We start from the raw sequence: 23,604 nt of genomic DNA on the forward strand, positions 1-23,604 counted from the left end.
TGTCACAGTGCGGATTTCATTGCAGTGACAACCGCATGTTGCAGAGATTGGGCTGAAGATCGCGGAGCGTATATACTGAACAAATCGGTTGACCGGCGCAGGAGGAAGCATGCCAGGTGGTGAATTGAGGTTCGTGCTGCGCCGCCTGTCGCCAAATTTTTGCAGTCCAGATTGCACAACAATTCCAGCACCGACTGAACATCGGGACCTTTTAGATCAAACCGGGCCCAGGCATCCGTCTGTTCGGACACCGAAGCAGCATCTTTGGTGCCATCTTTCACCAATTCCGCAAGACCCTCATGACTTTCAAAGGGAGCCTCGACAATCCATTGTTCGGGCCCTGCCCAAAAGGCTATGAGGGTTTGTCCTGAAAACTGACCGACGCCAGGTGCCTTCTGCCCGATCAAAGCGGCCAACGCCGAATGAGTTTCGCCTTCACGCCCCAGGCGCGCCGCGACCGAAGCCAGCGCAACATCGGGGACTTCACTGCAGGTTACGCTGCCAATAGTGCAGGTTTCCGGGTCCGCTCCACCAAGTGCGGTTAACGCGATAAGATCATGCACGGAGCCGTTCTCCCTCAGGGTCGACAAAATGGGACGAAACAATCTCGACCTCGACGGTCAGATCGGTTAGCGGCGACACAAGGCGCATCTTTTCACCATGACGTTCACTTCCGTTCTTCAGAAAGCCCAGACCGATATAGCAGTTCAGAGAAGGCGAGAAGGCGGCTGAGGTGACATAGCCCTGATCATGCGCGGCATCGACCGGACCAGATGCATCCATGAGATGCGCGCCAGCGGTGATCTTATCCGCGCTGTTCACGGGTTTGACGCCGACCATGTTCAACGCATCAGCCTCGTTCAGCCCTTCACGCTCTGACAGAACTGAGCCAATGCTATCTTTCTTCTTTGATACCATCCGACCCATGCCAAGGTTCAGTGCGGTGGTGGTCCCGTTTAGTTCGTTGCCCGCCGCATGACCTTTTTCGATCCGCATAACGCCCAGTGCTTCAGTGCCATAGGGCACCACGTTGAATTCTTCGCCTTCGACCATCAATCGTCGCATGAGGGCATCGCCATAGCGGGAGGGGACCGCGATCTCGAATGCCAATTCACCCGAGAATGATATCCGGAACAGACGAGCTCGTAACCCACCGCAAACGGTAATGTTGCCGCAGGCCATAAAGGGGAAACCGTCATTCGAGATATCGAATTCCGGATCCACTATTTTCTGCAGTAACTTACGTGAATTCGGGCCAGCAACGGCGTATTGTGCCCAGGCTTCGGTGGTCGAGATCAATTGCACGTCCATGTCCGGGAATAGGCATTGCCGGACAAACTCCATGTGCTGGTAGACTTTTACCGCATTGGCCGTTGTTGTTGTAACCACAAAATGATCTTCGGCCAGCCGTGCTGCGGTGCCATCATCCATTGCAATGCCATCTTCACGCAGCATAAGCCCATAGCGGGTTTTGCCGACGGCTAGCTTGGCAAAACCATTGCAATAGATCCGGTTCAGGAAATCCGCAGCATCAGTGCCCTGTACATCAATCTTGCCCAGCGTGGTGCAATCGCACACTCCGACCGAGGCACGAGTCTGGCGCACTTCGCGGTCAACGGATTGCCGCCAATGCGTTTCTCCCGGTAACGGGAACCATTGAGCGCGCAACCAGTTGCCGACTTCCACAAACACGGCACCGCGCTCTTTGGCCCAGTGGTGTGATGGTGTCAGACGGGTGGGGTGAAATTCCTTCCCCCTCATACGGCCCGCAAAGGTTGCTATTGGCACTGGCGTATAGGGCGGGCGGTAGATAGTGGTGCCGACTTGCGGAATGGATTTCCCGGCGATCTCGGCCATAATTGCCAAGCCGCCCATGTTCGAAGTCTTACCCTGATCGGTTGCCATGCCCAGCGTGGTGTAACGTTTGAGATGCTCGACCGACTGGAAGCCTTCCTGATGGCTGAGCTTTACGTCTTTGACAGTTACGTCGTTCTGTTGATCCAGCCATGCCCGCGAACAGCCTTGGACATACCAGAATGGCGTCTGAGCGACCGGAGCATCTTCGGCCGTTGGTATCGCGATGGCATCGCTTTTCAAGTCAAGTGCGTGGGTGGCGGCTTCGGCACCGGATTTCATGGCACCATGGGTGGACATGATGCCATTTGCGGCTCCGGCGACTGTCAGGCCCGGAGGCAACGTATCGCCGGGGACGAAGGCAGACAGGGTCTCATTCCAGACCGGGCGACCGCGTTGGTGGCAGGTCAGGTGCACATTCGGGTTCCATCCGCCTGAGATACCAAGCGCACCAACATCCAATATCCGGTTTGAGCCGTCGGCCAATTTGACCTCGGCGAAAGTTAAGCCAAGACGCCCTTTGGTATCGATCACCTCGGCGCCGCGCAGCACCTCATAGTCACCGTTCAGTGGGGCCTCGAGCCGAACGTCAACAACGGCCGCGATTTTCACCCCTTTGGCATGCAGATCGGCTGCGGTGCGGTGGCCATCGTCATTGTTGGTAAAAATAGCCACGCGTTGCGCGGGGGTGGCGGCGAAACGGTTAGCATAACTGCGCAGCGCTCCGGCCAGCATGATGCCAGGCCGATCATTGTTTTCAAAGGCAATCGGGCGCTCGGTTGCGCCCGCGCACAAGAGGGCGCGCCTAGAATAGATACGCCATAGGATTTGACGGGGTTTGCCCTCGGATGGAGCGGACAGATGATCGCCTTTCCGTTCGACTGCCCCGTAAATTCCATGATCAAAAGCACCGATAACGGTTGTGCGCGGCATCAGGCGGACATTCGGCATCGCGGACAACTCAGCCACCGTCTGTGTAATCCAGTTTGCAGCGATGTCGTCGTTCAGCGAGTAAGTTTCGCTATTCAAACGACCACCGAGGGCAAAATCCTCATCCGCCAGTATCACTTCGGACCCCGCACGACCGGCGGTTAGCGCTGCCATCAATCCTGCTGGACCCGCGCCGATAATTAGAAGGTCGCAGTGCCTAAATCCCTTGTCATATTCATCAGGGTCTTCCTGCATCGACATGGTGCCCAACCCTGCAGCCCGGCGGATAACAGGTTCATAGAGCTTCTCCCAGTATGCGGCGGGCCACATGAAGGTTTTATAGTAGAAGCCTGCGGTCAAAAAATTTGAAAACCGATCATTGATCGCCATCGCGTCAAACCTGAGGCTGGGCCATCGGTTCTGAGAATGCGCTTCGAGCCCGTCAAACATCTCGATCGTCGTGGCCCGTGTGTTGGGTTCTTTGCGATTTTCCGTACGCAGTTCAACCAAGGCGTTGGGCTCTTCAGACCCGGCGCTCAAAATACCACGGGGGCGGTGGTATTTGAATGATCGCCCAATTAGGCGCACGCCGTTGGCCAGAAGGGCGGATGCCAGAGTGTCTCCCGGATGCGCCGTGAAGTTGCGGTTGTCAAATTTGAAATTCAGAGTTCTGGTGCGGTCGATTTGGCCGCCGTTCAGCCGGTTGACTTGGGTCATTTGGAACGTCCTTGCATCCGGGCTACATCACGGGCCAATTCCACTTTCGAAATCTCATGCGTAACCGTATTGCGTGTCACGACGAGCCAGGATCGATCCCCCCCTTCGTGAAACCACAGCTCACGGTGTTCGCCCGCTGGATTGTCGCGCAGATAGGCGTAATCATAGAATGTCTCGACTGCGTTTTGAGCTTGCCAGTCGGGACGGTCTATCAAGGACGCGTCGCCCAGATACACGAACTCTGAACTGTCACGGGGACCCAGCAATGGATGTTGGATGATCATTTTTGGCTTCCTCAGTGCAGATTGGGCTGATTGCCCATACCTTTTTCGTCAATCATCCGACCGGTGCGAAAGCGGTCAAAGCGATAGGCGGTCGCTGTTGGGTGTGGCTCGTCCTTTGCCAGCAGATGCGCGAAACAATGGCCCGATGCAGGAGTGGCCTTGAAGCCGCCATAGCACCAGCCGCCATTGAAATAGAGCCCGTCGATATGTGTGCGGTCGATAATGGGCGACCCGTCCATGGACATATCCATGATCCCGCCCCACATGCGCAGCAGTCGCGCGCGGCCGATCATTGGCATCAGCGCCATGCCGCCTTCGCAGACATCTTCAACTACTGGCAGGTTTCCGCGCTGAGCGTAGGAGTTGTAGCCGTCGATATCGCCTCCAAATACCAAGCCGCCTTTATCGGATTGGCTGACATAGAAATGTCCCGCACCAAAAGTGATGACGCCCGGCAGAAGCGGCTTCAAACCCTCGGAGACAAACGCTTGCAGAACGTGGCTTTCAATCGGCAGTCGCATACCCGCCATTCCCATCAGACGCCCCGAATTCCCAGCAACGGCACAGCCAACCTTACCGGCCCCAATGAATCCTCTCGAAGTTTCAACGCCCACGCATGTGCCGTTTTCGATGCGGAATCCGGTGACTTCACAATTCTGAATGATATCGACGCCGTGACTATCCGCCGAGCGCGCATAGCCCCATGCTACGGCATCGTGACGAACGGTGCCGCCGCGTCGCTGAGCCAGACCGCCTTTGATCGGGAAACGCGCGTTGTCAAAATTGAGGAACGGATACTCCTTGCGTACCTGTTCGGCATCCAGCAGTTCGGCATCCGCGCCGTTTAGGATCATGGCATTGCCGCGTCGCGTGAAGGCGTCGCGCTGTGCGTCCGAGTGGATCAGGTTGATAATCCCGCGCTGACTGACCATTGCATTATAATTCAGATCCTGTTCAAGACCTTCCCACAGTTTCAATGAGAATTCGTAGAAAGGTTCATTACCATCCAGCAGATAATTTGAACGTATGATGGTCGTATTGCGCCCGACATTGCCGCCGCCAATCCAGCCTTTCTCGATCACAGCAACATTGCGAAAGCCGTACATTTTGGAAAGGTAATGGGCCGTCGCCAGACCGTGACCGCCGCCGCCGATGATGACAATGTCATATTTCTGTTTGGGTTCGGGATCACGCCACGCCGGTTTCCATCCTTTGTGACCGCTAAGCGCTTCTTTGATGACGGTGAAACCAGAATATCGCATGAATCAGACCTTTTTCCAAAGAATCGCTTTATTTTGGTGAATTGGATACTCTCAAATCCGACATCTATAGCCCTGAATCAGACCTGAATGGCAGGCTGTGACTAAGTTCTCTTTACGGTAGGACAATTCTATCGAATGCGGGTGCCGGATACATCATGTCCGTCATGACTAAAGGAATGAAACGCCTGCGCAGATCTTGCGTCGAACCTAATTGAGTTTGGATCGGTTGCGTGTTTGCAATCCGACGACGCTGAGGCAGGCAAATAGAATTGCGGCCACGCAGACGATGGACGGACCGGCAGGTGTATCGAACATATAGGCCGCCCTTAGACCAGTGACCGCCGAGAATGCGCCAATAGCAGCGGCGATCAATGCCATCGATTCCGGTGATCGCGCCAAACTTCGAGACGCTGCAGCAGGTATGATCAGCATTGCAGCGATTAAAAGAACACCCACCACCTTGATTGCCACTGCCACTGTTACGGCAAGCGCCAATGTCAGGATTAACTGCTCGCGTCGGGGGTTGAAGCCGCTGGCATATGCCAGTTCTTCGTTTAACGTGGCCGTCAGAAGGTGAGACCAGCGCCACGCGATCAGCGCTACGACAAGGACGGCGCCGCCCCAGATTACAAGCAGATCAGTACGCGATACGGCAAGGATATCGCCGAAGAGGTAGGCCATAAGGTCAATTCGTACGCCGGACAGAAAGGAAACGGCGACGAGGCCAAATGCAAGGGCGGAATGCGCCATAACACCTAGCAGAGTATCCATCGCATACCCGCGCCCGGACAACAGTGTTACGGTAAGCGCCATCGCAAGCGCAACAGCCAATGCCCCAGTAAAGACTGACAACTGAAATGTCAGCGAAAGCGCGATCCCCAAGATTGCGGCATGCGCTGTGGCATCTCCGTAATACGCCATCCGACGCCACACGACAAAGCAGCCCAGCGGGGCTGCGGCGAAAGCCACGCCAACGCCTGCCAGCGTTGCGCGTGTCATAAAATCATCAAGCATTATTCTGCCGCTTCTTGAGAGGTTTCACAGTGATCGTGATCGTGATCATGGTCATGATCATGCCGATATAAGGCCAACGCACCGCCTGTTCCGGTCCCGAACAGAGCGCGGTATTCCGGGGCCGAGGCCACCACAGCGGGGGAGCCTTCGCAACACACGTGTCCGTTCAGGCAGACCACGCGATCTGAAGCGCTCATGACCACGTGCAATTCGTGGCTGATCATCAGAATGGCGCATCCGGTTTCGCGCCTGACTTCTTCGATCTGGTGATAAAACGCAGCCGATCCCGGTTGGTCGAGTCCCTGCGTTGCCTCGTCCAATAGCAATACATCTGGTTGGTTTATCAGGGCCCGCGCCAGCAGCACGCGCTGAAATTGCCCACCTGACAATTGCGACATCTGTCGTTTCAGCAGATCTGGCACCCCGGCAGTTTCGAGCGCTTTTTCGCATGCTACTTTGGAAACGCGATCGGTCAGCCGCATGAACCTCTCGACTGAGATTGGCAGTGTCGGATCGATGTGCAGTTTTTGAGGCACATATCCAATTTTCAATCCTGGTTTCAATGAAACCTGTCCTGCGGCTGGTTTTGTTGCACCAATGATGGCCCTCAACAGGCTGGTCTTGCCTGATCCGTTGGGACCGACGATGGTTACTATCTCTCCGGCCTCGACAACCATATCTACATGTCGCAGAACTGTATTCGCGCCGTAACGTACGCTGAGATTCTCAACGGAGATCAAGCTCATTTCTACGCCTTTTCAGTGCAGCTGGGGCAAAGCCCTTCGGCTTCTACAACCGTTCGCTCTATTTCAAAACCCGTTGCACGTGCAGCTGCGCCGAGTATCCCCTTGGCTGGTGCAGACTGCGCTTCGGCCACAGCGTCACATTTTCGGCAGATCATGAACGCCGGCGAATGGTCTGCTCCGGGATGAGAACACGCGACAAATGCGTTCAAACGTTCGATCTTGTGAACAAATCCATTTTGGACAAGAAAATCAAGCGCACGGTAAGCCACTGGTGGCTGCGAACCAAACCCTTCCTCGCGCAGCGCATCAAGAATGGCATAGGCCCCCAAGGCTCGATGCTCCTGCAGCAACATCTCAAGTACTTTTCGCCGCACAGGCGTTAGCCGCAACCCTTCTTTTTTGCACCGAGCTTCGGCTGTGGTCAGCGCAGTCTCAACGCAATTTTTGTGATCGTGTTTATGAAACCCAACAAGTGCGTCGTCGCAAACAGGATTGGGAGTGGCTTCACTTGTCATGTTATTCCATATCATGTATGTCGCTCGCAATGTTATACAATCACACTGAGGGTCCGATGTCCAGAAAGCTGCTCTTACAATCGATCACCGCTGCGTTAATGGGTGGAACAGCCATGGCGGATGCCCCAAAGGTGGCCGTCGACATTGCACCCGTCCACTCGTTGGTAGCCCGTGTTATGGAAGGTGTTGGAACACCTGATCTGGTCATCCCAGCGGGCGCATCGCCGCACGAATACAACCTGCGTCCCTCGGAAGCCTCTGCGCTGCAAGAGGCTGATCTGGTGTTCTGGATTGGCGAGGATCTGACACCCTGGTTGGAAGGCGCTGTCGAGACACTCAGCGACGGTGCCACGGTCACAACGCTTCTGGAATCGGATGGAACGGTTCTGCTTGATTTCCGTGAGAACGCATTATTCGAAGCACATGACCATGGGGATCACGATGACCATGGTCATGATGATGATCATGCGGAAGACGAAAAGCACGATGAGCACGATCATGAAGAAGAGCACGCACATGATGATCATGGCCACGATGATCACGATAGCGAAGATCACAATGATCATGCGGATCACGATGATCATGACCACGACGATCATGCTGATCATGACGATCACGGGCACGGCGAGCATGATCCTCATGCCTGGCTTTCAACGGCGAATGCAGAAATCTGGCTGAATGTCATTGCGGCCCAGCTTTCTGCCGCTGACCCTGACAACGCTGGTGCATATTTTGCAAATGCGGCTGCAGCGCGCGAAGAAATGGCAGCATTGTCAGACGAGGTAGCTGAAACACTGAAACCAGTTCAAGGCGGTCGTTTTATCGTATTCCATGACGCCTATCAGTATTTCGAGGACGCCTTTGATTTCCGTGCTTCTGGCGCAATTTCTCTTGGCGATGCAACCGATCCCAGCCCGGCGCGTATCTCGGACATTCAGGGGCGTATCCGGGAAGAAGGTATTGAGTGCGTTTTGACTGAGCCGCAATTCAACCCAGGAATTGTTGCAACTGTTTTAGACGGTACAGAAGCAAAGACTGCCGTAATTGATCCGCTGGGCTCTGACCTTGATCCCGGGGTTGAGCTTTATCCGCAAGTCATTCGCAATTTGGCAAACTCACTGGCTGAATGCCTGTGATCCAATGAACAGTCCGACCGTTGCCAATAGGCGGTTGGGCTGAACATCCGCAAGCGTAACCAAATACGTTAATTGTCAGGATGTCGAACAGCACAAGCCAAGGGTGGCGGCTTATTAAAAAGACGCCATCAAATTACGTGCTCTGATGGGCGAGATTGACCCAGAACGCGACACCGTGATCCAGTGCATCGTCGTTAAAGTCATAAGACGCGTTGTGCAGGGGCATCGCAGCCGGACCGTCCAGTCCGTTACCCATCAGGATGAACGCGCCGGGGCGGTGTGTCAGAAACTCGGCAAAATCTTCAGAGAAACCTACTTGACCAAATTCCGCATCTACCGAACCTACCTCGCGCGCAGCGCTGACGATTGTTGCAGTGGCTTCAGGGTTGTTCTCGAGCGGTCTGAAAGATGTTGAGTGTTTTAGCGTTGCCGCGGCACCTTGCGCGGCACACACGCCCTCCACAATAGCACGCATTCTGGTCTCGATAGTGGCAGACACCTCGCTGGAAAAGCCACGGCAATCCCCCCGCAACACCACGTTGCTTGGCAGGATATTACGTGCTCCATCTGTGAGGAATTCAGTGACAGAAACGACCGCATGTTCACTTGCCGGTAACGACCGAGATACGATCGATTGTAGCTGCAGCACAATCGCCGAGCCCGTCACGATAGGATCAATTCCTTTGTCCGGCATCGAAGCATGACCGCCTTGGCCAGCAATCTGAATCTCAAAATTGTCCTCGAACGCGCAAAACGCTCCGGATTGCGTTGCAAAATGACCAAGCGGCATACCAGGCATATTATGCAGTCCAAAAATCGCGGACATGGGAAATCTGTCGAAAAGTCCATCCGCAATCATCGCGGCGGCTCCATTTCCGTTCTCTTCGTCGGGCTGGAATATGAAATGTATGGTTCGCTTAAGCGTCGGGTCATCCGCAAGCTTTAGGGCCGCACCCAACAGCATTGTGCTGTGCCCATCATGACCACATCCATGGAACTTGCCTGGGGTTTCTGAACGATGCGCAAACGTATTGGCCTCGTCTATTGGCAGCGCGTCCATGTCGGCGCGAAATCCAAACGCGGTTTCCCCAGGACCTCGGCGCAGCGTCGCAACAAGGCCGGACTTACCTATGCCACGCGTGACCTCCAGACCAGCTTGTTCCAATTGCTCGCCTATCAGGCGGGGTGTTCTGACAAGGTCAAAGCCGATCTCTGGGTGTGTGTGCAAGTCACGACGAAAGCGGGTGAGGTCAAGCATCATGAAGGCCTTTCTTGGATAGATTTCTCAGCGGTTGAACATTGTTTTGGCCAATCACGCTGTAGGTCCCGCAATTGCAGATGGCGGGATTGCTTATCCCATGCATCGCACCGACACAACCTCGGCTGTAGACAGCGCATCGCTGATCGCCATCCATTCGCCCTGGCCGTTCTCTGGTGCAGCACCTTTTGGCACTCCAAAATTTTTTGAATGCGAAGTCAGTTGGACCAAATACGTCCACTGCATCGCGGGTGATATATATACAGTCCGTCTGTAAATCGGTGATTTCGGAAAATCCAGCCGCAGAAACTAGTGGTTGTCTGGAGGGTCTCTGACACTTCGATTTGCCGCTTTGCATCTTGCGGCAGGGGGGCATCTAATCACCAAAAGGGCAGTGGATACATACCGGCTCATCGCTGAAAGTGTGAGGGCTCATAGAATCCAGCAAATTGACCATAAGCTGAAACGGCAGACTGCCCTTAAAATATTGGTCGGAGTGAGAGGGTTCGAACCTCCGACCCCTGCCTCCCGAAGGAACGGGCCTGACTTTAACCCATTGTAATTATTGTAATGTACTATCATTTCACTGTTCCTTTGTTCACGTTTGTACCGATCTATATCCGGAAATGATCTGGATATCAGATTGCATCCGCCGCTCCTCTCTGGTGATCAGGGTGATGATGCCCATAGTTCTTCTCAAGCGTTTCGTGGGTCATACCCAGGAAGCCGCAGGCGTCCCACTTGGGCGCCCCCTTTTGCATTAGCCAGGTCGCACAGGTGTGCCGCAGAGTGTGTGGAACGACTTTTCGGTCCCCCTCGGTCTCCAAGCCTGCCGCCACAACGGCAGTCCTAAATGCGCGTTTGACGTTCTGCAGTGACTTGCCGCGATGGGTGACTACGAATTCGTCTACCGGAAACCGCCTTCGTCGGCATAGCAGGTGCTTCTTCTGACGCGCAGGCAGCCTAGAACTCGGGCGTTCCTTTTTCGTGCGGCGCCGTCCAACGGGGTTCCAGTAGATGATGTTGCTATGAAAATCGATATCAGACCAGCGCAAGGATAGGATCGCCTCCTTTCGCTGGCCGGTCAGCAATCCGATCCTAAGAAACAGAGTCAGGTGCTCAGTCTTTGACTCGGTCGGCACGCCATCCTCCAGAGGCGTATCGAAGCTCCGCGATACCCGGATTAGCCTTAGCGCTTCATCACATGTCAGGAATCGGATACCACCCTCGGGTTTCGGAGGTAGTCGGACCGTTATTTTGCGCGTGATTAGCTGATCTTCCTCGGCACGCCGGATAGCAGTGGAGAGCAAACTGAGCTCCCTTCGCAAGGTGCCGTCCTTCAGCCCCTTGTCTCGACGGCTCTTCCGGCGTTTCTGGCAGTATTCTTTAATGAGCACATCGTTGATATCGCCCACGGCATAGCCATCAAAAAACCTGATGATTGGCTTTGCTGTATTGGCCAAACGCTCCGGGTCAGTAACGTCGTCAAATCGCTTCGCCAGATAGTGCGAAACTGCGTCAGTCACATAGAATTCGTGTGGCTCGACCGCGCGATCCGGCCTGAAGCGCCTTAGCTTCCATTCTGCGAAGTAGAGTTCAGCCTGGTCGCGATCCCCAGTGCCAGTCGAGTGCTCACGGCTGCGTCCCCCTTCGGTCCAGTAGATGTACCAATTGCCATCGGCGAGGCGTTTTCGGTCGCGTGCAAGGCGGGGCGGGGTCGGTTTGCGGGGCATGCTTTCACCGTAAATTGATCGAGGTATCGTTCCCACGCACCATTGGGAATCTTGGGGTTTCGTCGGCCTGGGGCTGTATAAATATGATCCAGCATGTCTTCGCGGATTAGATAGCGAACGTTGGAAACGGGGATGCCCACTCGTTCAGCTAATTCCCTTGGTGTCTCGAGAATTTTTTGCAATTTCAACTCCTCAATGACTGCACACATATCGAGGCAAAATTTTCGTTTTGCGTTCAGATCGAAACAAAACTACGATAATGCTACCTAAAACGAACCAAATGCCTCTATCAGCGGTTACATTGAATAGAGATAACCATAATCGTGGTCAATGCAACCACAAAAAGGTACATCATGACTGTTCCTGACCTAGGGGTGCGCCTTGCGGCTGTCCGAACCGAGGCGCGTCTGTCACAAGAAGAAATGGCGCAACGACTTAGCATCAGTCGAAGTGCATATCAGTACTATGAACGTGGCCAACGCGACCTAACCGCCACCCTACTTCTGAAGGTTTATGAAGAATTCGATGTCGATCCGCTCTGGATGCTCGAAGGGGACACTGCTGAAGGCAAAAGCCGCCGACATTCGGAAATGGCGCATGCCTATCGTAAACTTGGAATCGCAGTTGAGCACAGAATAATTAATCGCGGCCTTGTTGTAGCACCCGAAAAGAAATGGGACGCTATAGATTTTCTTTTCAAAGAAGCTCTGAGCCCCGAAACGATTGAGGGCCTTAACCAAGTGCCCGATATAGCCAGAATTGACACCATCTTAAGGTTAGTCGCTTGATGTTAGAGAACGAAGTTTTGCGAAAAGCCGAGCAATTGAGGCCGCGCAAAGTGGGCGTGTTGGGCAAGGTAGATAGCATCCTAGAAGAGACCCAACTTGATGCACCGTACCAACCTGGAAGCTCCAACGGAGTTAGGCCGACTAGAGGTTGCCCGAATGCCACGGAATGTGAGGCCTGCGGAGGGATTGAGTATCTTTCTAGAGAGTTTTGTCGTTGCGGCCATTATTTACGTGGCCAACTAGAAGACGAGTACTTGTCATGGGTGCGTAGGCTGGAGCATGAGGTTGAGGAAATATCTACGGATTATTTGCAGAAGCAGAAGAAGTTGAAAAAAGGTTTGATGCTTACAATTCTTCTTCTCACCCCTCCGATAGCCGTTCAAGTTACCAGCCCAGATCTACTAGGGCTTTTCGCGTACCTTTGGATACTAGCCGGGCTTGTTGTTGTGTGTATTCTTGCGTTTATAGAAGCAAGACTTGCGCGCCCAACCAATGATGCTTCTGAATTTCTGCAAAACTCCTCTCTCCAAGTCTATCTGGAACACAGAAATCTAATCTTGAACTCAAGTCCGGATGCTTCTGGATAGACTGGTTCCCTCAAAAGTATGATGGAAGCATGAGTTTTAGTTCTATCGATTTATTTGCAGACTGCTGCGGCCTTTCGCTCGGGCTTAGGATTTGCATTCCCTGGAACTTGTACTTCAACATTTGGTTGCAGCGCGTGTTTGCCCTGATAGGATCATTGAAAATAAGAGATTTTTTCAGGCTAATATTCAGCGCCTCGACAGGCTCGTTGAGCCCGTTCCTGCCGTTTAGCGAGAGTCGGTCTTTCGCATATGCGGTAGGTCAAAAACCGCACATTCCGGACGTTCAAATTCCAGTGTCGGATGGCAAGGCTGCGGACAATCCTGCCGTTAGCTCATCTTCAGTTGTAGAGTCGATCAGGTCGCACCGATCATCACCCTAGCCGGTGTGCTTTCTCCCGCCCTGTACGTCATCTGAATAGAACCAGTCGTCGGGATATGGATACCACCAGTCCGCCTCCTTCGCCTTCGGATCAATCACGACCATCTTGGGTCGTCTGAAAGCCTCGAGGCCTTGAAGGCCTAGCGTACGCCCAAGCCCAGAATTCTTGACGCCGCCAAAAGGCAAGGCATCGTTGTCCACGAGCGGGTTGTTGACCCAGACCATCCCCACCTGTAGCTTGTTCACCCCTTGAAATGCCTCGTCCAAGTCGCCGGTAAACAGGCATCCGCCAAGACCGAATTGTGACGCGTTTGCCAGTTCAAGCGCTTGGTCAAAGTCGCTCACCCGAATGACCGAGGCGACTGGCCCAAAAACCTCTTCCTGAGTTAGCGCCATGTCCGTCGTCACGCCGGTCAGGATCGTTGGTTCGAAAAACCAACCCGGCCCGACGTGATCCGGGGTACCGCCTCCTACCTCAACCACCGCGCCTTTCTCAGTTGCATCGCGCACCAGACGCTCGACCTTGTCGCGTGCCTCCTTGGAGGCCAAAGGTCCGATTTCCGCCACCCCCATTCCGTCGCCGATGCGCAGTTTCCGGGTTCGGGTCACGAATTCATCGACAAAATCGTCGTACACGTCATCCACTACAAAAATCCGTTCAGACGATGTGCAAACCTGGCCCGACTGCAAAAATGCAGCGGTAACCGCCCCGGCAGCAGCGACCGCGATGTCGGCGTGTTTACTGACGATCAGTGGATCGCTTCCCCCAGCCTCGATCACTGCGGGTTTCAGGTTCTCCGCTGCGGCCACTGCGACTGCACGACCTGTCGGCACGGACCCTGTAAAAGCGACCACATGGGTTTTGGGGCTGGCAATCAGCTGTTTGCCCACGTCTGCACCACCCGGCAGGCAAGCAATCAGGTCTTGGGGCAACGCCCGAAAAAACTCCATGAACGCCATCGTGCACAAAGTTCCTGCAGGTGAGGCTTTCAACACTACACCGTTACCTGCCGCAAGTGATGCGGCCATCGACCAGCAGCCAAGAATGAGGGGGAAATTGTACGGAACCACATGCACGGACACGCCGTAGGGCTCGTATGTCTGATACTGAAAAGATCCAGTTTGCATCGTGCCGGCAATCTTGCCCGCGTCATTGCGCGCCATCTCGGCATAGTAGCGGAAAACCGGCGGGATGTTCGCAATCTCGCCGATCGATTCAGGGTAAGGTTTGCCCGTTTCCAATGTCATCAAGCGGGCGATCTCAGTCATGTCGCCGCTTTCGATGTCGTTGGCGATCTGGTGCAATACCCGCGCGCGAGATTTGCAGTCCATCGCGGACCACCTCCTTTGCGCCGCATTGACCCGGTCCAGGACCTGGTTCACGATCTGCGGCGACGGCTCACCAAAAACCCCGACGGGCTGCAAGGTAGACGGGTTGACCAGAGTGGTCCCACCACCCTCCAATGGCACATGCTTGGGGTTGAGGTAGTAGGTAGATTTGAACGGGTCACGCATTGGGCAGCCCCCTTGTTTGACAGGCATTGCGCCGTTAGCGGATCATGTACACTTTCTTGACCGTCTCGTGGACAGTGCAAACGCCTTTCCAGTCCTGCGGAAAAAAGGCCGCCGTATCGGGCGTAATCTCAATTACCTCGCCGCTTTCATGGATATAGGTACAGCGGCCTTCCAGAAAGTGGCAGAACTCGTCCTTGGTGACGTGACATTCCCACTTACCGGGAGTGCAGACCCAAAGGCCGCATTCGGACTGGCCGTCAGGCCCCTTGTGGATCAGCTTTCCCGAGGTGCGGGATTGCCCTTCAATCATCGTCGGGATTACCCCCCAATCGACAAGATCAGTCTGCTGGAGCGGGTTTTGCATACGTGGCGTGGTCATGTTTCAGGTTCGCGATCCGTTAGGTAGTAGGTGTTGCGCAATGTTTCCTCGACCGTGCATTCCCCTACCCAACCGGCGAGGAATAGTACGGCCGTTCCGGGCGTAACTTCGATGCTTTCGCCTGCATCCGACCGATAGACCGCGCGGCCCTGCACAAAATAGCAGAACTCGTCACGCGGTATCGTTAGGCGCCAGCGGCCTGGAGTGCAGACCCATGCGCCGATCTCCGGCCGGTTGTCAGGACCCTTGTGAACCAGCATACCCGATGAATGCGACTGGCCTTCAATCATGTCCGGCTGTAGCCCCCAGTCCGTGAGGTCGGTGCGGGTCGAGATTTCCGAAAGATGCGGGGCGCTGCTCATTCCGCGGCTTTCAGGATTTCGTCGAGAATGCCAGCTGCCTTGGTCGGGCCATGCCGTGACTGCATGTGAGCAGAGGTTGCCGCCATCTTCGCCTGCATTCCTGGATCGTTGATACATTTGTCGAGGGCAATAGACAATTCATCATCGGTCCAGTCGTATCGGTGAAACCCGAACCCGTGGCCGGTTTCCTGAACACGGGTGGCGTTATCGTGGCCGTCCCAGACATAGGGCATAATGATTGCTGTTTTGCCGAAATATAGGCACTCTGTGAACGAGTTGTTACCGCCATGATGTATCACCGCGTCAACCTGCGGAATTACCGAAGGCTGGGGATACCAGCTCTGTATGTGCACGTTGTCGGGAATGTCTGTGTATTCGTCAATGTAATCCCCGACATTTACGAGCGCCCGGTAGGGCAACCTGGAAATGGTCGAAATGATCCTATTTAGCAGGTCGGTGTCGCCTGCGCCAAGCGACCCGAAAGATACATAGAGAAGTGGTTTGTCATTGTTGGACTTAAACGTTGGCACCTCAAAGGGTTCTTCTTCGCGCACGCAACCTTCAAGATACTGAAACCGGTTTGGGTCCAGTGGGTTCTGCCGTTCGTACTTTGCCGGCTCGGGATAAAGCAGAAGGTTCATTGTGGGCGACGCTTCGAAAAACTCTCCAATCGGATAGGGGTCTTCGTTGCATCTGGCTAGGAACGCATTGTAGTCGTCGTGGATCGGCTTGATCACATCGTGGAACTTTGCCTCATAGGCCTCCATGCCCTCGCGGTCATCCACCCGACAGCCCGATAAGTGCGGCGGCACAATCGGGTCCGGGATTTCGTTTTCGGAACATGAGATGATCCGCACCCACGGTACGCCGAACTGCTTGATGGCTGGGAACATAATGACATTATCCACGCAGATCATATCTGGTTTGATTTTTGCCAATACCTCGGGCAGATCTTTTTGCGCCCATTTTGCGCTGTCGACGATCGCCTCCCAGCAATCCTTGACGTAGTTATCGATTTGGTCAATCGGGGCTTTGCGAAAATTTGGGATGTGACCGTTGATGAAATCCTCCCAGAACTTTGCCATCGCCTCGGGTTCCATCGGCTCGGACAGGGCAACAGGATGCGCCTCAAACCCATAACCTTCATATACCTCGACAAAGCCGGGATCGCTTAGAAATACAGCCTTATGGCCCAGTTTCTCGCAGGCCTGCGCGATGCCAACCGAATTCAGCGCAGGGCCAAAGGCAGCTTCGGGGAAGAAGGCGATGGTTTTCTGTGACATTGTAGGTCTCCGGTTAGATTTGGCTTAGCAGTTGGGAAGGATGCGGGAATGTTTCGCGTCCCATACGCAGTGGACATCCTGACCCGGCTGGATATTTTCACGGTCGGCTTGGCTGGCGGGAACGCGGGCGGAAAGGGTGCTCCTCCCACCGCGAACGCGCACATGCACACCCAGGTCTGATCCGTGATAGGCGACTTCTTCGACAGTGCCTGGAAGGCAGTTGCGCCCATCTCGAGGGGCGGTCTGCATCAGGCTGACCCGTTCCGGGCGCACAGCAATCGTGGCAGCACCGCGCAGCTCGGAAACGCCCCTCAGCATTCCCGCCCCGTGGACATCGACACCGCCGTCGACGGCGTTACCATCCAGAAAGTTCATCACGCCTATAAAATCTGCAACAAAGCGCGATCCGGGGTGTTCGTAGAGCTCGTGAGGAGTACCGACCTGCGCCAGCTTACCATCATGCAAGACCGCGATCCGGTCGGCCATGACCAAGGCCTCTTCCTGGTCATGGGTCACAATTAGAAATGTAATCCCCACCTCGTGTTGCAACCGTTTGAGCTCCAGCTGCATCTCTTCTCGTAGTTTCTTGTCCAGAGCTGAAAGGGGCTCATCCAGCAACAGGACTTTTGGCCTTTTGACCAGCGCGCGCGCCAAAGCAACCCGCTGTCGCTGCCCACCAGAAAGCTGATCCGGCTTGCGCCCGGCAAATCCCGAAAGTTTCGCACTTTCCAGAACCTCGGCCACTCTCGTGGCAATTTCGTCCTTAGGCAATTTCTCCATTTCTAACCCATAGGCGATGTTTTTTTCGACGCTCATGTGCGGAAACAAGGCATAGGATTGGAACATCAGGTTCAGGGGCCGCCTGCTGGGACGTATGTTTGTCACGTTCTGCCCGGCAACGATTACCTGTCCTTCCTGTGGCGTTTCGAATCCCGCCAGCGTCCGCAATAGTGTGGTCTTGCCGCAGCCCGATGGGCCCAAAAGTGCAAAGAACTCGTTATCGCGAATATCCAGTGAAACATTGTCGATCGCGGTCACCAAACCGTATCGCTTGGTTATATTCCTGAGTTGAACCCCTTGGTTCATCGGCTGAAAACCTCTTTGTCGGTACGCTGTGCGAAGAAGACCAGCGTGAATGAAACGAACATGACGATGGTAGCCATCGCATTGATTTCCGGCGTGACGCCAAATCGGATCATTGCGTAAATCTGCATCGGCAACGTGGTCGAGGATTGCCCAGCACCGGCGGTAAAGAAGGCAATAATGAATTCGTCCACAGACAGGGTGAAAGACAACAGCGCCCCGGCGATAACCCCCGGCGCGATGGCGGGCAGCAGGATGCGGCGAAAGGTGGTGAATTCGCTGGCCCCAAGATCGGCACTGGCCTCAAGTATCGAATGGTCGAAATTGCGCATCCGCGTACGCACCACGGCGACAACAAAGGCTATGTTAAATACGACATGGCTGAGGATGATCGAATGAAGCCCCAACGTCATGTTGAGTAGGGTGAAAAAGGACAAGAGCGCGATGGCCAGAACTATGTCGGGGATGATCATCGGTGCGAACAGAACCGCGTCTAGAACTGAAGAATTACGCCGTGTCTCGACACCGACCGCCAAAAGCGTGCCGATTATTGTCGCCAGAATGGTCGAGATTAAGGCCACGATTAGCGTGTTGCGCGCCGCCGACAGTATTGGATCCGCGGTAAACAACTTGCCGTACCATTCCAACGAAAACCCGGTCCATACAGTTGGAAGTCCGGCCCGGTTAAAGCTTAACGCCATGAGCACAAGGATCGGCACATAGAGAAAGGTGTAAAACAAAACCAGGTGCAGCTTCAGGCCCATGTTGGATCGGTCCCGCATCAGTCCTGCCCTCTCTGTCCCGCTGCGCGATTGGCCAATACCGCCTGTGCGAACAAAAGCCCCATCATAATCGCAATCAGGAACATCGACAGCGTTGCTCCGAACGGCCAGTCGCGGGCGCTCAGGAACTGGTCATAGATCAGGTTTCCAACCATCTGAAGTCGCCCGCCGCCAAGCAAATCGGGCGTAATGAAATTGCCGATCGACAATACAAAAACAAAGACACCACCTGCCGCAATCCCGGGAACGGTCTGTGGCAGTATCACCCGGTAGAAAGTGGTCCAAGCGGGCGCTCCAAGATCTTCCGAGGCTTCTATGGTTTCGACATTTATGCGGTTCAGCGACGAATAGATCGCCAGAACCACAAAGGGGGTGTAGTTGTAGACAAGCCCAACGATCACCGCGAAATTGTTATAAAGCAGAGACAGCGGCTCATCGATCAAGCCTGCCCCCTGGAGAGTATTATTGATCAAGCCCTCGCGGTTAAGCATCACGATCCAGGCGTAAGTGCGGATTAGGTAGTTGGACCAGAACGGCAAGATCACCAAGATCAGCAAACCGGTCTGCCAACGGCGCGGCGCCAGCGTGATGGCATAGGCCGCCGGATAGGCGATCAGGATCGCGATTATCGTGGCCAGAAACGCGATCTTGGCCGAGCGTAAGAAGATCCCGAGGTAAAGAGGATCGGCGGCCCGCACAAAATTTTCAAACGTAAAGACGTGGTCGATGCCGCCATAGATACCGCGTTCAAAGAACGCATAGGTAAAAATAAGGCCACACGGCACCACCATAAGAAGCGCAAGCCAGCCCAGGCCCGGCCCCAGCAAGATCACCGATTTCAGTCGATTGGTCATATACTTGGCAATCTGTGGAGTGATGTCGTACAGGCCCGACCCTTTGTTCGGGTCGGGTTTTGCTCAGGGTTTGATCACTTACTGTGCGGCCATGATTTCGGTCACGGTCCGTGCAAAGGGTTTCTGGCCATTGCCGAGATCGCGCAACTGCTCGTACTTGGTAAGGTCTGCAGGCGACATTCCCATGTTCGGGAAGGTTTCGATCAAGGACGGGTCCAGCGCCTCCATCGCAGCCTTGTTCGGCGTTTTGTAAAGGATATTGCTGGCAACCCAGACACCGACGTCCGCGCCCAAGACATAGTTCACAAAGGCATGCGCCGCATCTTTGTTTTCAGATGCATCCGCGATGACTAGCGCATCTACCCACAGATCCGATCCTTCTGATGGTATCGTGTACTTGATGTCCGCGTTTTCACCGATGCCGTAGTTGCACCAGCCATCCCAGGCGTGAACCATCGTTGCCTCGCCCGATACCAACTTCAGATAAAAAGTTGCGTCATCGTAGGCCAGCAGATCCTGCTTCGCCGCAACCAGCAGGTCCTTTGCAGCCGCCAACGTCTCATCCGACGTATCGTTAAGCGACTTTCCGAGGGCTAGCGCAGCAGCCCCCATCAGCCAGCGATCCGTCGAGAGCATTGTCACTTTGCCTTTAAGGTCTTCAGAGGGTTTGAGCAGATCGTTCCACGAAGTTGGCTCTGCCATCAGGTCAGACCGGTAGCATAAGCCCGTCGTGCCCCAAGCGTATGGCATTGAATAGTTGTTGCCCGGATCATGGGCTAGTTCTTTAGCTTCGTCATACAGGTTAGAGGCATTCGGAACCTTGTCGTGGTCGATTGCAGCCACCAGCCCCAGGTTGTTTAACGCCTCGGCAAAAGGCGACGAGACGAAAAGAACGTCGTAGCCCTTGCCTCCACCGGCTACGACCTTGCCCATGATTTCTTCGTTAGTGCCATGCACCGAGAGCTCGGCCTCGATACCTGTTTCCTTGGTGAAATTCTCCAGCAGGTCCGGCGGCATGTAGCCGTCCCAGTTCGAGATCACGATTTTTTCTGCTTGGGCCGCTCCGGCGAATAAGCTGAGTGCGCAGGCCGCCCCGGTGGTGAGCCAAGCAAATGGCAAACGGAACGAATTGGTGAACTTGTTGGTCATGTCTTCCTCCCTTGACATCCGCGCTCGCTTCTGGGGCGAGATATATGATGCAATCACGGTATTTTTTGATGAAATAAAACTCAACATTTTTTTTAATCATTTTTGTATGGCCCGGAGAAGCCATTTAAGATACCGTTTTTATTGTATATTAACTAGGTATGACGAAAGCCGTCTTCTTATGCCACCAAGCAAATACTTGAAACTTGCTCAAAAAATACTGGATGTTGCGATGGATCTCGATTTGCATCAGGGCGACAGACTGGTGGAAAAAACCCTTGCTGATTCGTGCAGCGTCTCTCGCACTCCGGTTAGATCCGCATTGAGGCTGCTGGAAAAGGAGGGGATGGCACGCAAAGCGGCAGAAGGCGGGTTTGTCCTAGAATGCGAACCCGAAAAGGGGCATTCGATACTCAACCAGCATGCGGTCGGAGCAGGTGTGGATCTCGCTGGTGCCATCCTACGAGATCGCGGCGCCCGACGCCTGGACGGTGCCATCAATGTCACAGACCTGATCCGCAGATATTCGGTTTCCCGCAGCGCTGCACAGCGTGCGCTCGAAGCCCTCCTGGCCCAAGGCGTGATTCAGAAAGCCGAAGGTCAATCCTGGGTTTTCACGCGCATGCCGGGAGACCGCTCCGGACGAATAGAGAGCTACGAATTTCGTCTGATACTGGAACCGCAGGCCATTCTGTCCGACGGTTTCAAGTTGGACACCAAGCGCGCCGATCTGGTCCGCAGCCAGACCGAAGCGCTTCTGGCGCAGTCGGAAAACTCTTTCAATAGCCAGGATTTTCAAGACGCGGATCTTGCCTTTCACAAGCTCATCGCTCGATCGTCCGGAAACCAGTATCTAGCTTCTGCTCTCATGGCCCATCATGGGTTGCGCCACCTGCCGGGCGGATCATTCGGTATGATCGACTTTCGGATGAGGCAGGCGCTCGATGAACATCTGCGTATACTTGATTTCATCGAACAAGATCATTTCGATCTTGCGGCGGATCAGATGAGGGTGCACTTGCGGCTTTCAATGCACCAAAGGCCCAGCGTCGCCAATCGTGGTGCTCCGGCGCTAGTCCAAGCAACCTGCGGGTCAATCCGGTGAGTGAATGATGAACCGCAAGGAAGCACCCGTAATCGCGTTTTTCCCCGAAGCTAGTTTTGGGGCTGCACTGAATTGTGTGGGGATCGCTCAGGAACTTCGCGCAATGGGTGCACACCCCGTTTTCCTGACCCACGGTGGCTTTGGTGGCGTATTCGCAGATTACGGTTTTGACGAGTTCGCCGTCCCTGTTCAATCAGAGTTGACAGAAGAGGAAACCCAGACCTACTGGCAGGAATTCCTGAGCCATCATCTGCCGCATTTTAACATGCATCCAACTGACCAACTGATCACCTATGTAGAGCCCGTTTGGAACGCAATCGTCGAGACAGCGGAATCGGTCGAACAGGGGTTGGAAACGGCGCTAGAGCGGACCAACCCAGATGTCGTCGTCCTCGACAACGTCATCATGTTCCCGGCCATCGTACGATCCGAGCGCCCATGGGTCAGGGTTATTTCTTGCGCGGAAACCGAGTTGCCAGACAACTGCCTACCGCCGTACCTGTCCGGTCTGCCGGCATCTGACGCCGCCGGGTGTGCGGCATTCCGAGACCAGTACCTGGAGACCCTTGGCCCAATTCATGCTCGCTACAACAAATTTCGCCTGGATAAGGGGCTTGAGCTATTGCCTGAAGGTGAGTTCCTAGAAACATCACCGCATCAAAACCTTCTTTTAGCGCCATCTATCATTCGCCATGATCGTTATCAGGTACTGGACTCTGGACAATTCACCTTTCTCGAAGGCTGCGTTCGCCAGGAAGGTCCTTACCGTGTACCTCAAATGCCCCGTAACGACGGGCCTCTGGTGTACGTGAGTTTTGGCAGTCTGGGTGCCATGGATGTCCCATTCTTTGAGAGCCTGTTCGACGTATTCAAGACAATGGACATGAGGTTTCTGGTCAATGTCGGGGCCCAAATCGACGCCTATTCCAGAGTCCCAGACAATGTTCATCTGCAGGAATGGTTCCCGCAGCCTTCCGTGGTTGAACAATGCGATCTGTTTATTCACCACGGCGGCAACAACAGCTTTTGCGAAGCGCTGTATTTCGGGGTCCCGTCGCTGATCCTTCCCTATTGCTGGGACGGACACGATAACGCCCAGCGGGCAGTTGAGACCAGTGTCGGACTCAGGGTAAATCGATGGGATTGGACACCGGAGCAGTTGGATAATTCGATTAACCAACTCCTTGGGGACGCGGAGATGAAGGCCCGGCTGGCTGCGAACTCAGAGATCATGCAGTTGAGAAAGTCGGTTCAGTTAGCTGCTCAGAAAATTCTGGATTGTGTAAATCCTAACCGAATCTAGGTTATTCCCGTCGGTCATCCGTTTTGTCATGAAGGATGGAAGGGTGCATCGCAATGACCTCTAAATCACTGAACCTAAAGTGTCGGTTTGGGCTCGAGACAGACGCTCGCTGAAATGTCGCGAGCGGCAGCAATACGGGCAAAGCGGTCTATGGTTCTCCAAACAAATCGGCCATCCTTGGGTTTACAGTACACGGTTGTGGAGAGTGAGAAGGACTAGTAGTCTTCACTTTCGGAAGTATAGGGTCTCAATTGGCACCCTCGTTGCATGCTGAGCAGTCCTTTATGGCTCACGAGCGTCTAGATACCCTCCGGTTAAGCCCTTTTGGGTGTCAGACGGTATCGTCCGCAAAATTAGGTTGTTGGTTGCTCGGGTGCGTCACCCAGAGCCAGCAGCAAAAGGATAGCCAAAAGGGGTGATCCAACCAAACCGATCAGGAACCAGATAAAACTAGATCGGTTGCGCCGTCCCGCCATCGTGATCGGCAGGATATAAAGCCAGATCACGACAACCAGCAAGATGAACATAAAAATCAACTGGATAACTGGTGCGTCCATGAAATTTTGCCTTTCGAATCTTGACGCCATTT

22 protein-coding genes are annotated in these 23,604 nt (G+C 54.3%); 4 read left to right on the plus strand and 18 right to left on the minus strand.

Translation table 11 applies throughout. The features are described from left to right. Nucleotides 1-2: 2 nt before the first annotated feature. The 7 genes from ACRZ91_RS19470 to ACRZ91_RS19500 form a co-directional block, all read right to left on the minus strand. Nucleotides 3-563, minus strand: coding sequence for a sarcosine oxidase subunit gamma (locus tag ACRZ91_RS19470; RefSeq protein ID WP_480907955.1), 561 nt, complete (start codon nucleotides 561-563; stop codon nucleotides 3-5). Beyond that, nucleotides 556-3,501, minus strand: coding sequence for a sarcosine oxidase subunit alpha family protein (locus tag ACRZ91_RS19475; protein WP_480907957.1), 2,946 nt, complete (start codon nucleotides 3,499-3,501; stop codon nucleotides 556-558). The genes ACRZ91_RS19470 and ACRZ91_RS19475 overlap by 8 nt, the downstream gene beginning before the upstream one ends. Continuing rightward, on the minus strand, nucleotides 3,498-3,785 hold the full coding sequence (locus ACRZ91_RS19480) for a sarcosine oxidase subunit delta (RefSeq protein ID WP_260026591.1): 288 nt from the start codon (nucleotides 3,783-3,785) through the stop codon (nucleotides 3,498-3,500). Before ACRZ91_RS19480 ends, ACRZ91_RS19475 begins: the two co-directional genes overlap by 4 nt. Before the next feature lie 11 nt (nucleotides 3,786-3,796). Further along, complete coding sequence (locus tag ACRZ91_RS19485) at nucleotides 3,797-5,047, minus strand: sarcosine oxidase subunit beta family protein (RefSeq protein WP_480907959.1); 1,251 nt, start codon at nucleotides 5,045-5,047, stop codon at nucleotides 3,797-3,799. Between the two features lie 207 nt (nucleotides 5,048-5,254). Next, nucleotides 5,255-6,061, minus strand: coding sequence for an iron chelate uptake ABC transporter family permease subunit (locus tag ACRZ91_RS19490; protein ID WP_480907961.1), 807 nt, complete (start codon nucleotides 6,059-6,061; stop codon nucleotides 5,255-5,257). Beyond that, nucleotides 6,061-6,807 carry a metal ABC transporter ATP-binding protein gene (locus tag ACRZ91_RS19495; protein WP_480907963.1) on the minus strand — a complete coding sequence of 249 codons (747 nt, stop codon included), beginning with the start codon at nucleotides 6,805-6,807 and terminating at the stop codon, nucleotides 6,061-6,063. Before ACRZ91_RS19495 ends, ACRZ91_RS19490 begins: the two co-directional genes overlap by 1 nt. A gap of 2 nt (nucleotides 6,808-6,809) precedes the next feature. Further along, entirely contained in the window at nucleotides 6,810-7,322 is a 513-nt protein-coding gene (locus ACRZ91_RS19500) for a Fur family transcriptional regulator (protein WP_170545968.1), read from the minus strand. Between the two features lie 56 nt (nucleotides 7,323-7,378). Between ACRZ91_RS19500 and ACRZ91_RS19505 the strand changes: the two genes are divergently transcribed. Next, entirely contained in the window at nucleotides 7,379-8,458 is a 1,080-nt protein-coding gene (locus tag ACRZ91_RS19505; RefSeq protein ID WP_480907965.1) for a zinc ABC transporter substrate-binding protein, read from the plus strand. A gap of 133 nt (nucleotides 8,459-8,591) precedes the next feature. Here ACRZ91_RS19505 and ACRZ91_RS19510 read toward each other — a convergent pair whose 3' ends face one another. Both ACRZ91_RS19510 and ACRZ91_RS19515 read right to left on the minus strand, forming a co-directional pair. Further along, entirely contained in the window at nucleotides 8,592-9,719 is a 1,128-nt protein-coding gene (locus tag ACRZ91_RS19510; RefSeq protein WP_480907967.1) for an amidohydrolase, read from the minus strand. 635 nt (nucleotides 9,720-10,354) lie between these two features. Beyond that, nucleotides 10,355-11,449 (minus strand): tyrosine-type recombinase/integrase, encoded by a 1,095-nt coding sequence (locus tag ACRZ91_RS19515; RefSeq protein ID WP_480907969.1) that lies wholly within the window; start codon nucleotides 11,447-11,449, stop codon nucleotides 10,355-10,357. A 353-nt stretch (nucleotides 11,450-11,802) separates the two neighbouring features. Between ACRZ91_RS19515 and ACRZ91_RS19520 the strand changes: the two genes are divergently transcribed. Continuing rightward, nucleotides 11,803-12,237: a helix-turn-helix domain-containing protein gene (locus ACRZ91_RS19520; RefSeq protein ID WP_131726293.1), complete on the plus strand. Its 435-nt coding sequence runs from the start codon at nucleotides 11,803-11,805 to the stop codon at nucleotides 12,235-12,237. A 963-nt stretch (nucleotides 12,238-13,200) separates the two neighbouring features. Here the strand turns inward: ACRZ91_RS19520 and ACRZ91_RS19525 are convergent. The 8 genes from ACRZ91_RS19525 to ACRZ91_RS19560 form a co-directional block, all read right to left on the minus strand. Continuing rightward, complete coding sequence (locus tag ACRZ91_RS19525) at nucleotides 13,201-14,718, minus strand: aldehyde dehydrogenase family protein (RefSeq protein ID WP_170463253.1); 1,518 nt, start codon at nucleotides 14,716-14,718, stop codon at nucleotides 13,201-13,203. A 34-nt stretch (nucleotides 14,719-14,752) separates the two neighbouring features. Then, a complete protein-coding gene (locus ACRZ91_RS19530; protein ID WP_170463252.1) occupies nucleotides 14,753-15,097 on the minus strand; it encodes a cupin domain-containing protein in 345 nt (114 codons plus the stop codon). Then, the gene (locus ACRZ91_RS19535; protein ID WP_170463251.1) at nucleotides 15,094-15,459 is read right to left on the minus strand and encodes a cupin domain-containing protein; all 366 of its coding nucleotides are present in this window, start codon (nucleotides 15,457-15,459) and stop codon (nucleotides 15,094-15,096) included. The genes ACRZ91_RS19530 and ACRZ91_RS19535 overlap by 4 nt, the downstream gene beginning before the upstream one ends. Then, the gene (locus ACRZ91_RS19540) at nucleotides 15,456-16,742 is read right to left on the minus strand and encodes a glycosyltransferase (RefSeq protein WP_480907971.1); all 1,287 of its coding nucleotides are present in this window, start codon (nucleotides 16,740-16,742) and stop codon (nucleotides 15,456-15,458) included. Before ACRZ91_RS19540 ends, ACRZ91_RS19535 begins: the two co-directional genes overlap by 4 nt. A gap of 24 nt (nucleotides 16,743-16,766) precedes the next feature. Further along, nucleotides 16,767-17,780, minus strand: coding sequence for an ABC transporter ATP-binding protein (locus tag ACRZ91_RS19545; RefSeq protein WP_480484407.1), 1,014 nt, complete (start codon nucleotides 17,778-17,780; stop codon nucleotides 16,767-16,769). Between the two features lie 44 nt (nucleotides 17,781-17,824). Continuing rightward, nucleotides 17,825-18,607, minus strand: coding sequence for an ABC transporter permease (locus ACRZ91_RS19550; protein WP_480907972.1), 783 nt, complete (start codon nucleotides 18,605-18,607; stop codon nucleotides 17,825-17,827). After that, nucleotides 18,607-19,461 (minus strand): ABC transporter permease, encoded by an 855-nt coding sequence (locus ACRZ91_RS19555; protein ID WP_170463247.1) that lies wholly within the window; start codon nucleotides 19,459-19,461, stop codon nucleotides 18,607-18,609. The genes ACRZ91_RS19550 and ACRZ91_RS19555 overlap by 1 nt, the downstream gene beginning before the upstream one ends. A 78-nt stretch (nucleotides 19,462-19,539) precedes the next feature. Beyond that, a complete protein-coding gene (locus ACRZ91_RS19560; protein ID WP_170463246.1) occupies nucleotides 19,540-20,610 on the minus strand; it encodes a polyamine ABC transporter substrate-binding protein in 1,071 nt (356 codons plus the stop codon). Between ACRZ91_RS19560 and ACRZ91_RS19565 the strand changes: the two genes are divergently transcribed. Then, entirely contained in the window at nucleotides 20,594-21,712 is a 1,119-nt protein-coding gene (locus ACRZ91_RS19565; protein WP_480907974.1) for a GntR family transcriptional regulator, read from the plus strand. The genes ACRZ91_RS19560 and ACRZ91_RS19565 overlap by 17 nt on opposite strands. Before the next feature lie 4 nt (nucleotides 21,713-21,716). Then, a complete protein-coding gene (locus ACRZ91_RS19570; RefSeq protein WP_480907976.1) occupies nucleotides 21,717-23,015 on the plus strand; it encodes a nucleotide disphospho-sugar-binding domain-containing protein in 1,299 nt (432 codons plus the stop codon). 353 nt (nucleotides 23,016-23,368) lie between these two features. Here ACRZ91_RS19570 and ACRZ91_RS19575 read toward each other — a convergent pair whose 3' ends face one another. After that, nucleotides 23,369-23,572 (minus strand): hypothetical protein, encoded by a 204-nt coding sequence (locus tag ACRZ91_RS19575; RefSeq protein ID WP_170666102.1) that lies wholly within the window; start codon nucleotides 23,570-23,572, stop codon nucleotides 23,369-23,371. Between the last annotated feature and the right edge of the window lie 32 nt (nucleotides 23,573-23,604).

It is taken from the genome of Ruegeria sp. O11 (assembly GCF_056535285.1).

Coding starts and splice junctions, on each gene's coding strand:
- ACRZ91_RS19560 (WP_170463246.1), bottom strand. CDS start 20,610: ATGACCAACAAGTTCACCAATTCGTTCCGTTTGCCATTTGCTTGGCTC.
- ACRZ91_RS19540 (WP_480907971.1), bottom strand. CDS start 16,742: ATGTCACAGAAAACCATCGCCTTCTTCCCCGAAGCTGCCTTTGGCCCT.
- ACRZ91_RS19500 (WP_170545968.1), bottom strand. CDS start 7,322: ATGACAAGTGAAGCCACTCCCAATCCTGTTTGCGACGACGCACTTGTT.
- ACRZ91_RS19530 (WP_170463252.1), bottom strand. CDS start 15,097: ATGACCACGCCACGTATGCAAAACCCGCTCCAGCAGACTGATCTTGTC.
- ACRZ91_RS19520 (WP_131726293.1), top strand. CDS start 11,803: ATGACTGTTCCTGACCTAGGGGTGCGCCTTGCGGCTGTCCGAACCGAG.
- ACRZ91_RS19570 (WP_480907976.1), top strand. CDS start 21,717: ATGATGAACCGCAAGGAAGCACCCGTAATCGCGTTTTTCCCCGAAGCT.
- ACRZ91_RS19550 (WP_480907972.1), bottom strand. CDS start 18,607: ATGCGGGACCGATCCAACATGGGCCTGAAGCTGCACCTGGTTTTGTTT.
- ACRZ91_RS19515 (WP_480907969.1), bottom strand. CDS start 11,449: ATGCCCCGCAAACCGACCCCGCCCCGCCTTGCACGCGACCGAAAACGC.
- ACRZ91_RS19575 (WP_170666102.1), bottom strand. CDS start 23,572: ATGGACGCACCAGTTATCCAGTTGATTTTTATGTTCATCTTGCTGGTT.
- ACRZ91_RS19535 (WP_170463251.1), bottom strand. CDS start 15,459: ATGAGCAGCGCCCCGCATCTTTCGGAAATCTCGACCCGCACCGACCTC.
- ACRZ91_RS19485 (WP_480907959.1), bottom strand. CDS start 5,047: ATGCGATATTCTGGTTTCACCGTCATCAAAGAAGCGCTTAGCGGTCAC.
- ACRZ91_RS19525 (WP_170463253.1), bottom strand. CDS start 14,718: ATGCGTGACCCGTTCAAATCTACCTACTACCTCAACCCCAAGCATGTG.
- ACRZ91_RS19505 (WP_480907965.1), top strand. CDS start 7,379: ATGTCCAGAAAGCTGCTCTTACAATCGATCACCGCTGCGTTAATGGGT.
- ACRZ91_RS19495 (WP_480907963.1), bottom strand. CDS start 6,807: ATGAGCTTGATCTCCGTTGAGAATCTCAGCGTACGTTACGGCGCGAAT.
- ACRZ91_RS19490 (WP_480907961.1), bottom strand. CDS start 6,061: ATGCTTGATGATTTTATGACACGCGCAACGCTGGCAGGCGTTGGCGTG.
- ACRZ91_RS19475 (WP_480907957.1), bottom strand. CDS start 3,501: ATGACCCAAGTCAACCGGCTGAACGGCGGCCAAATCGACCGCACCAGA.
- ACRZ91_RS19510 (WP_480907967.1), bottom strand. CDS start 9,719: ATGATGCTTGACCTCACCCGCTTTCGTCGTGACTTGCACACACACCCA.
- ACRZ91_RS19555 (WP_170463247.1), bottom strand. CDS start 19,461: ATGACCAATCGACTGAAATCGGTGATCTTGCTGGGGCCGGGCCTGGGC.
- ACRZ91_RS19480 (WP_260026591.1), bottom strand. CDS start 3,785: ATGATCATCCAACATCCATTGCTGGGTCCCCGTGACAGTTCAGAGTTC.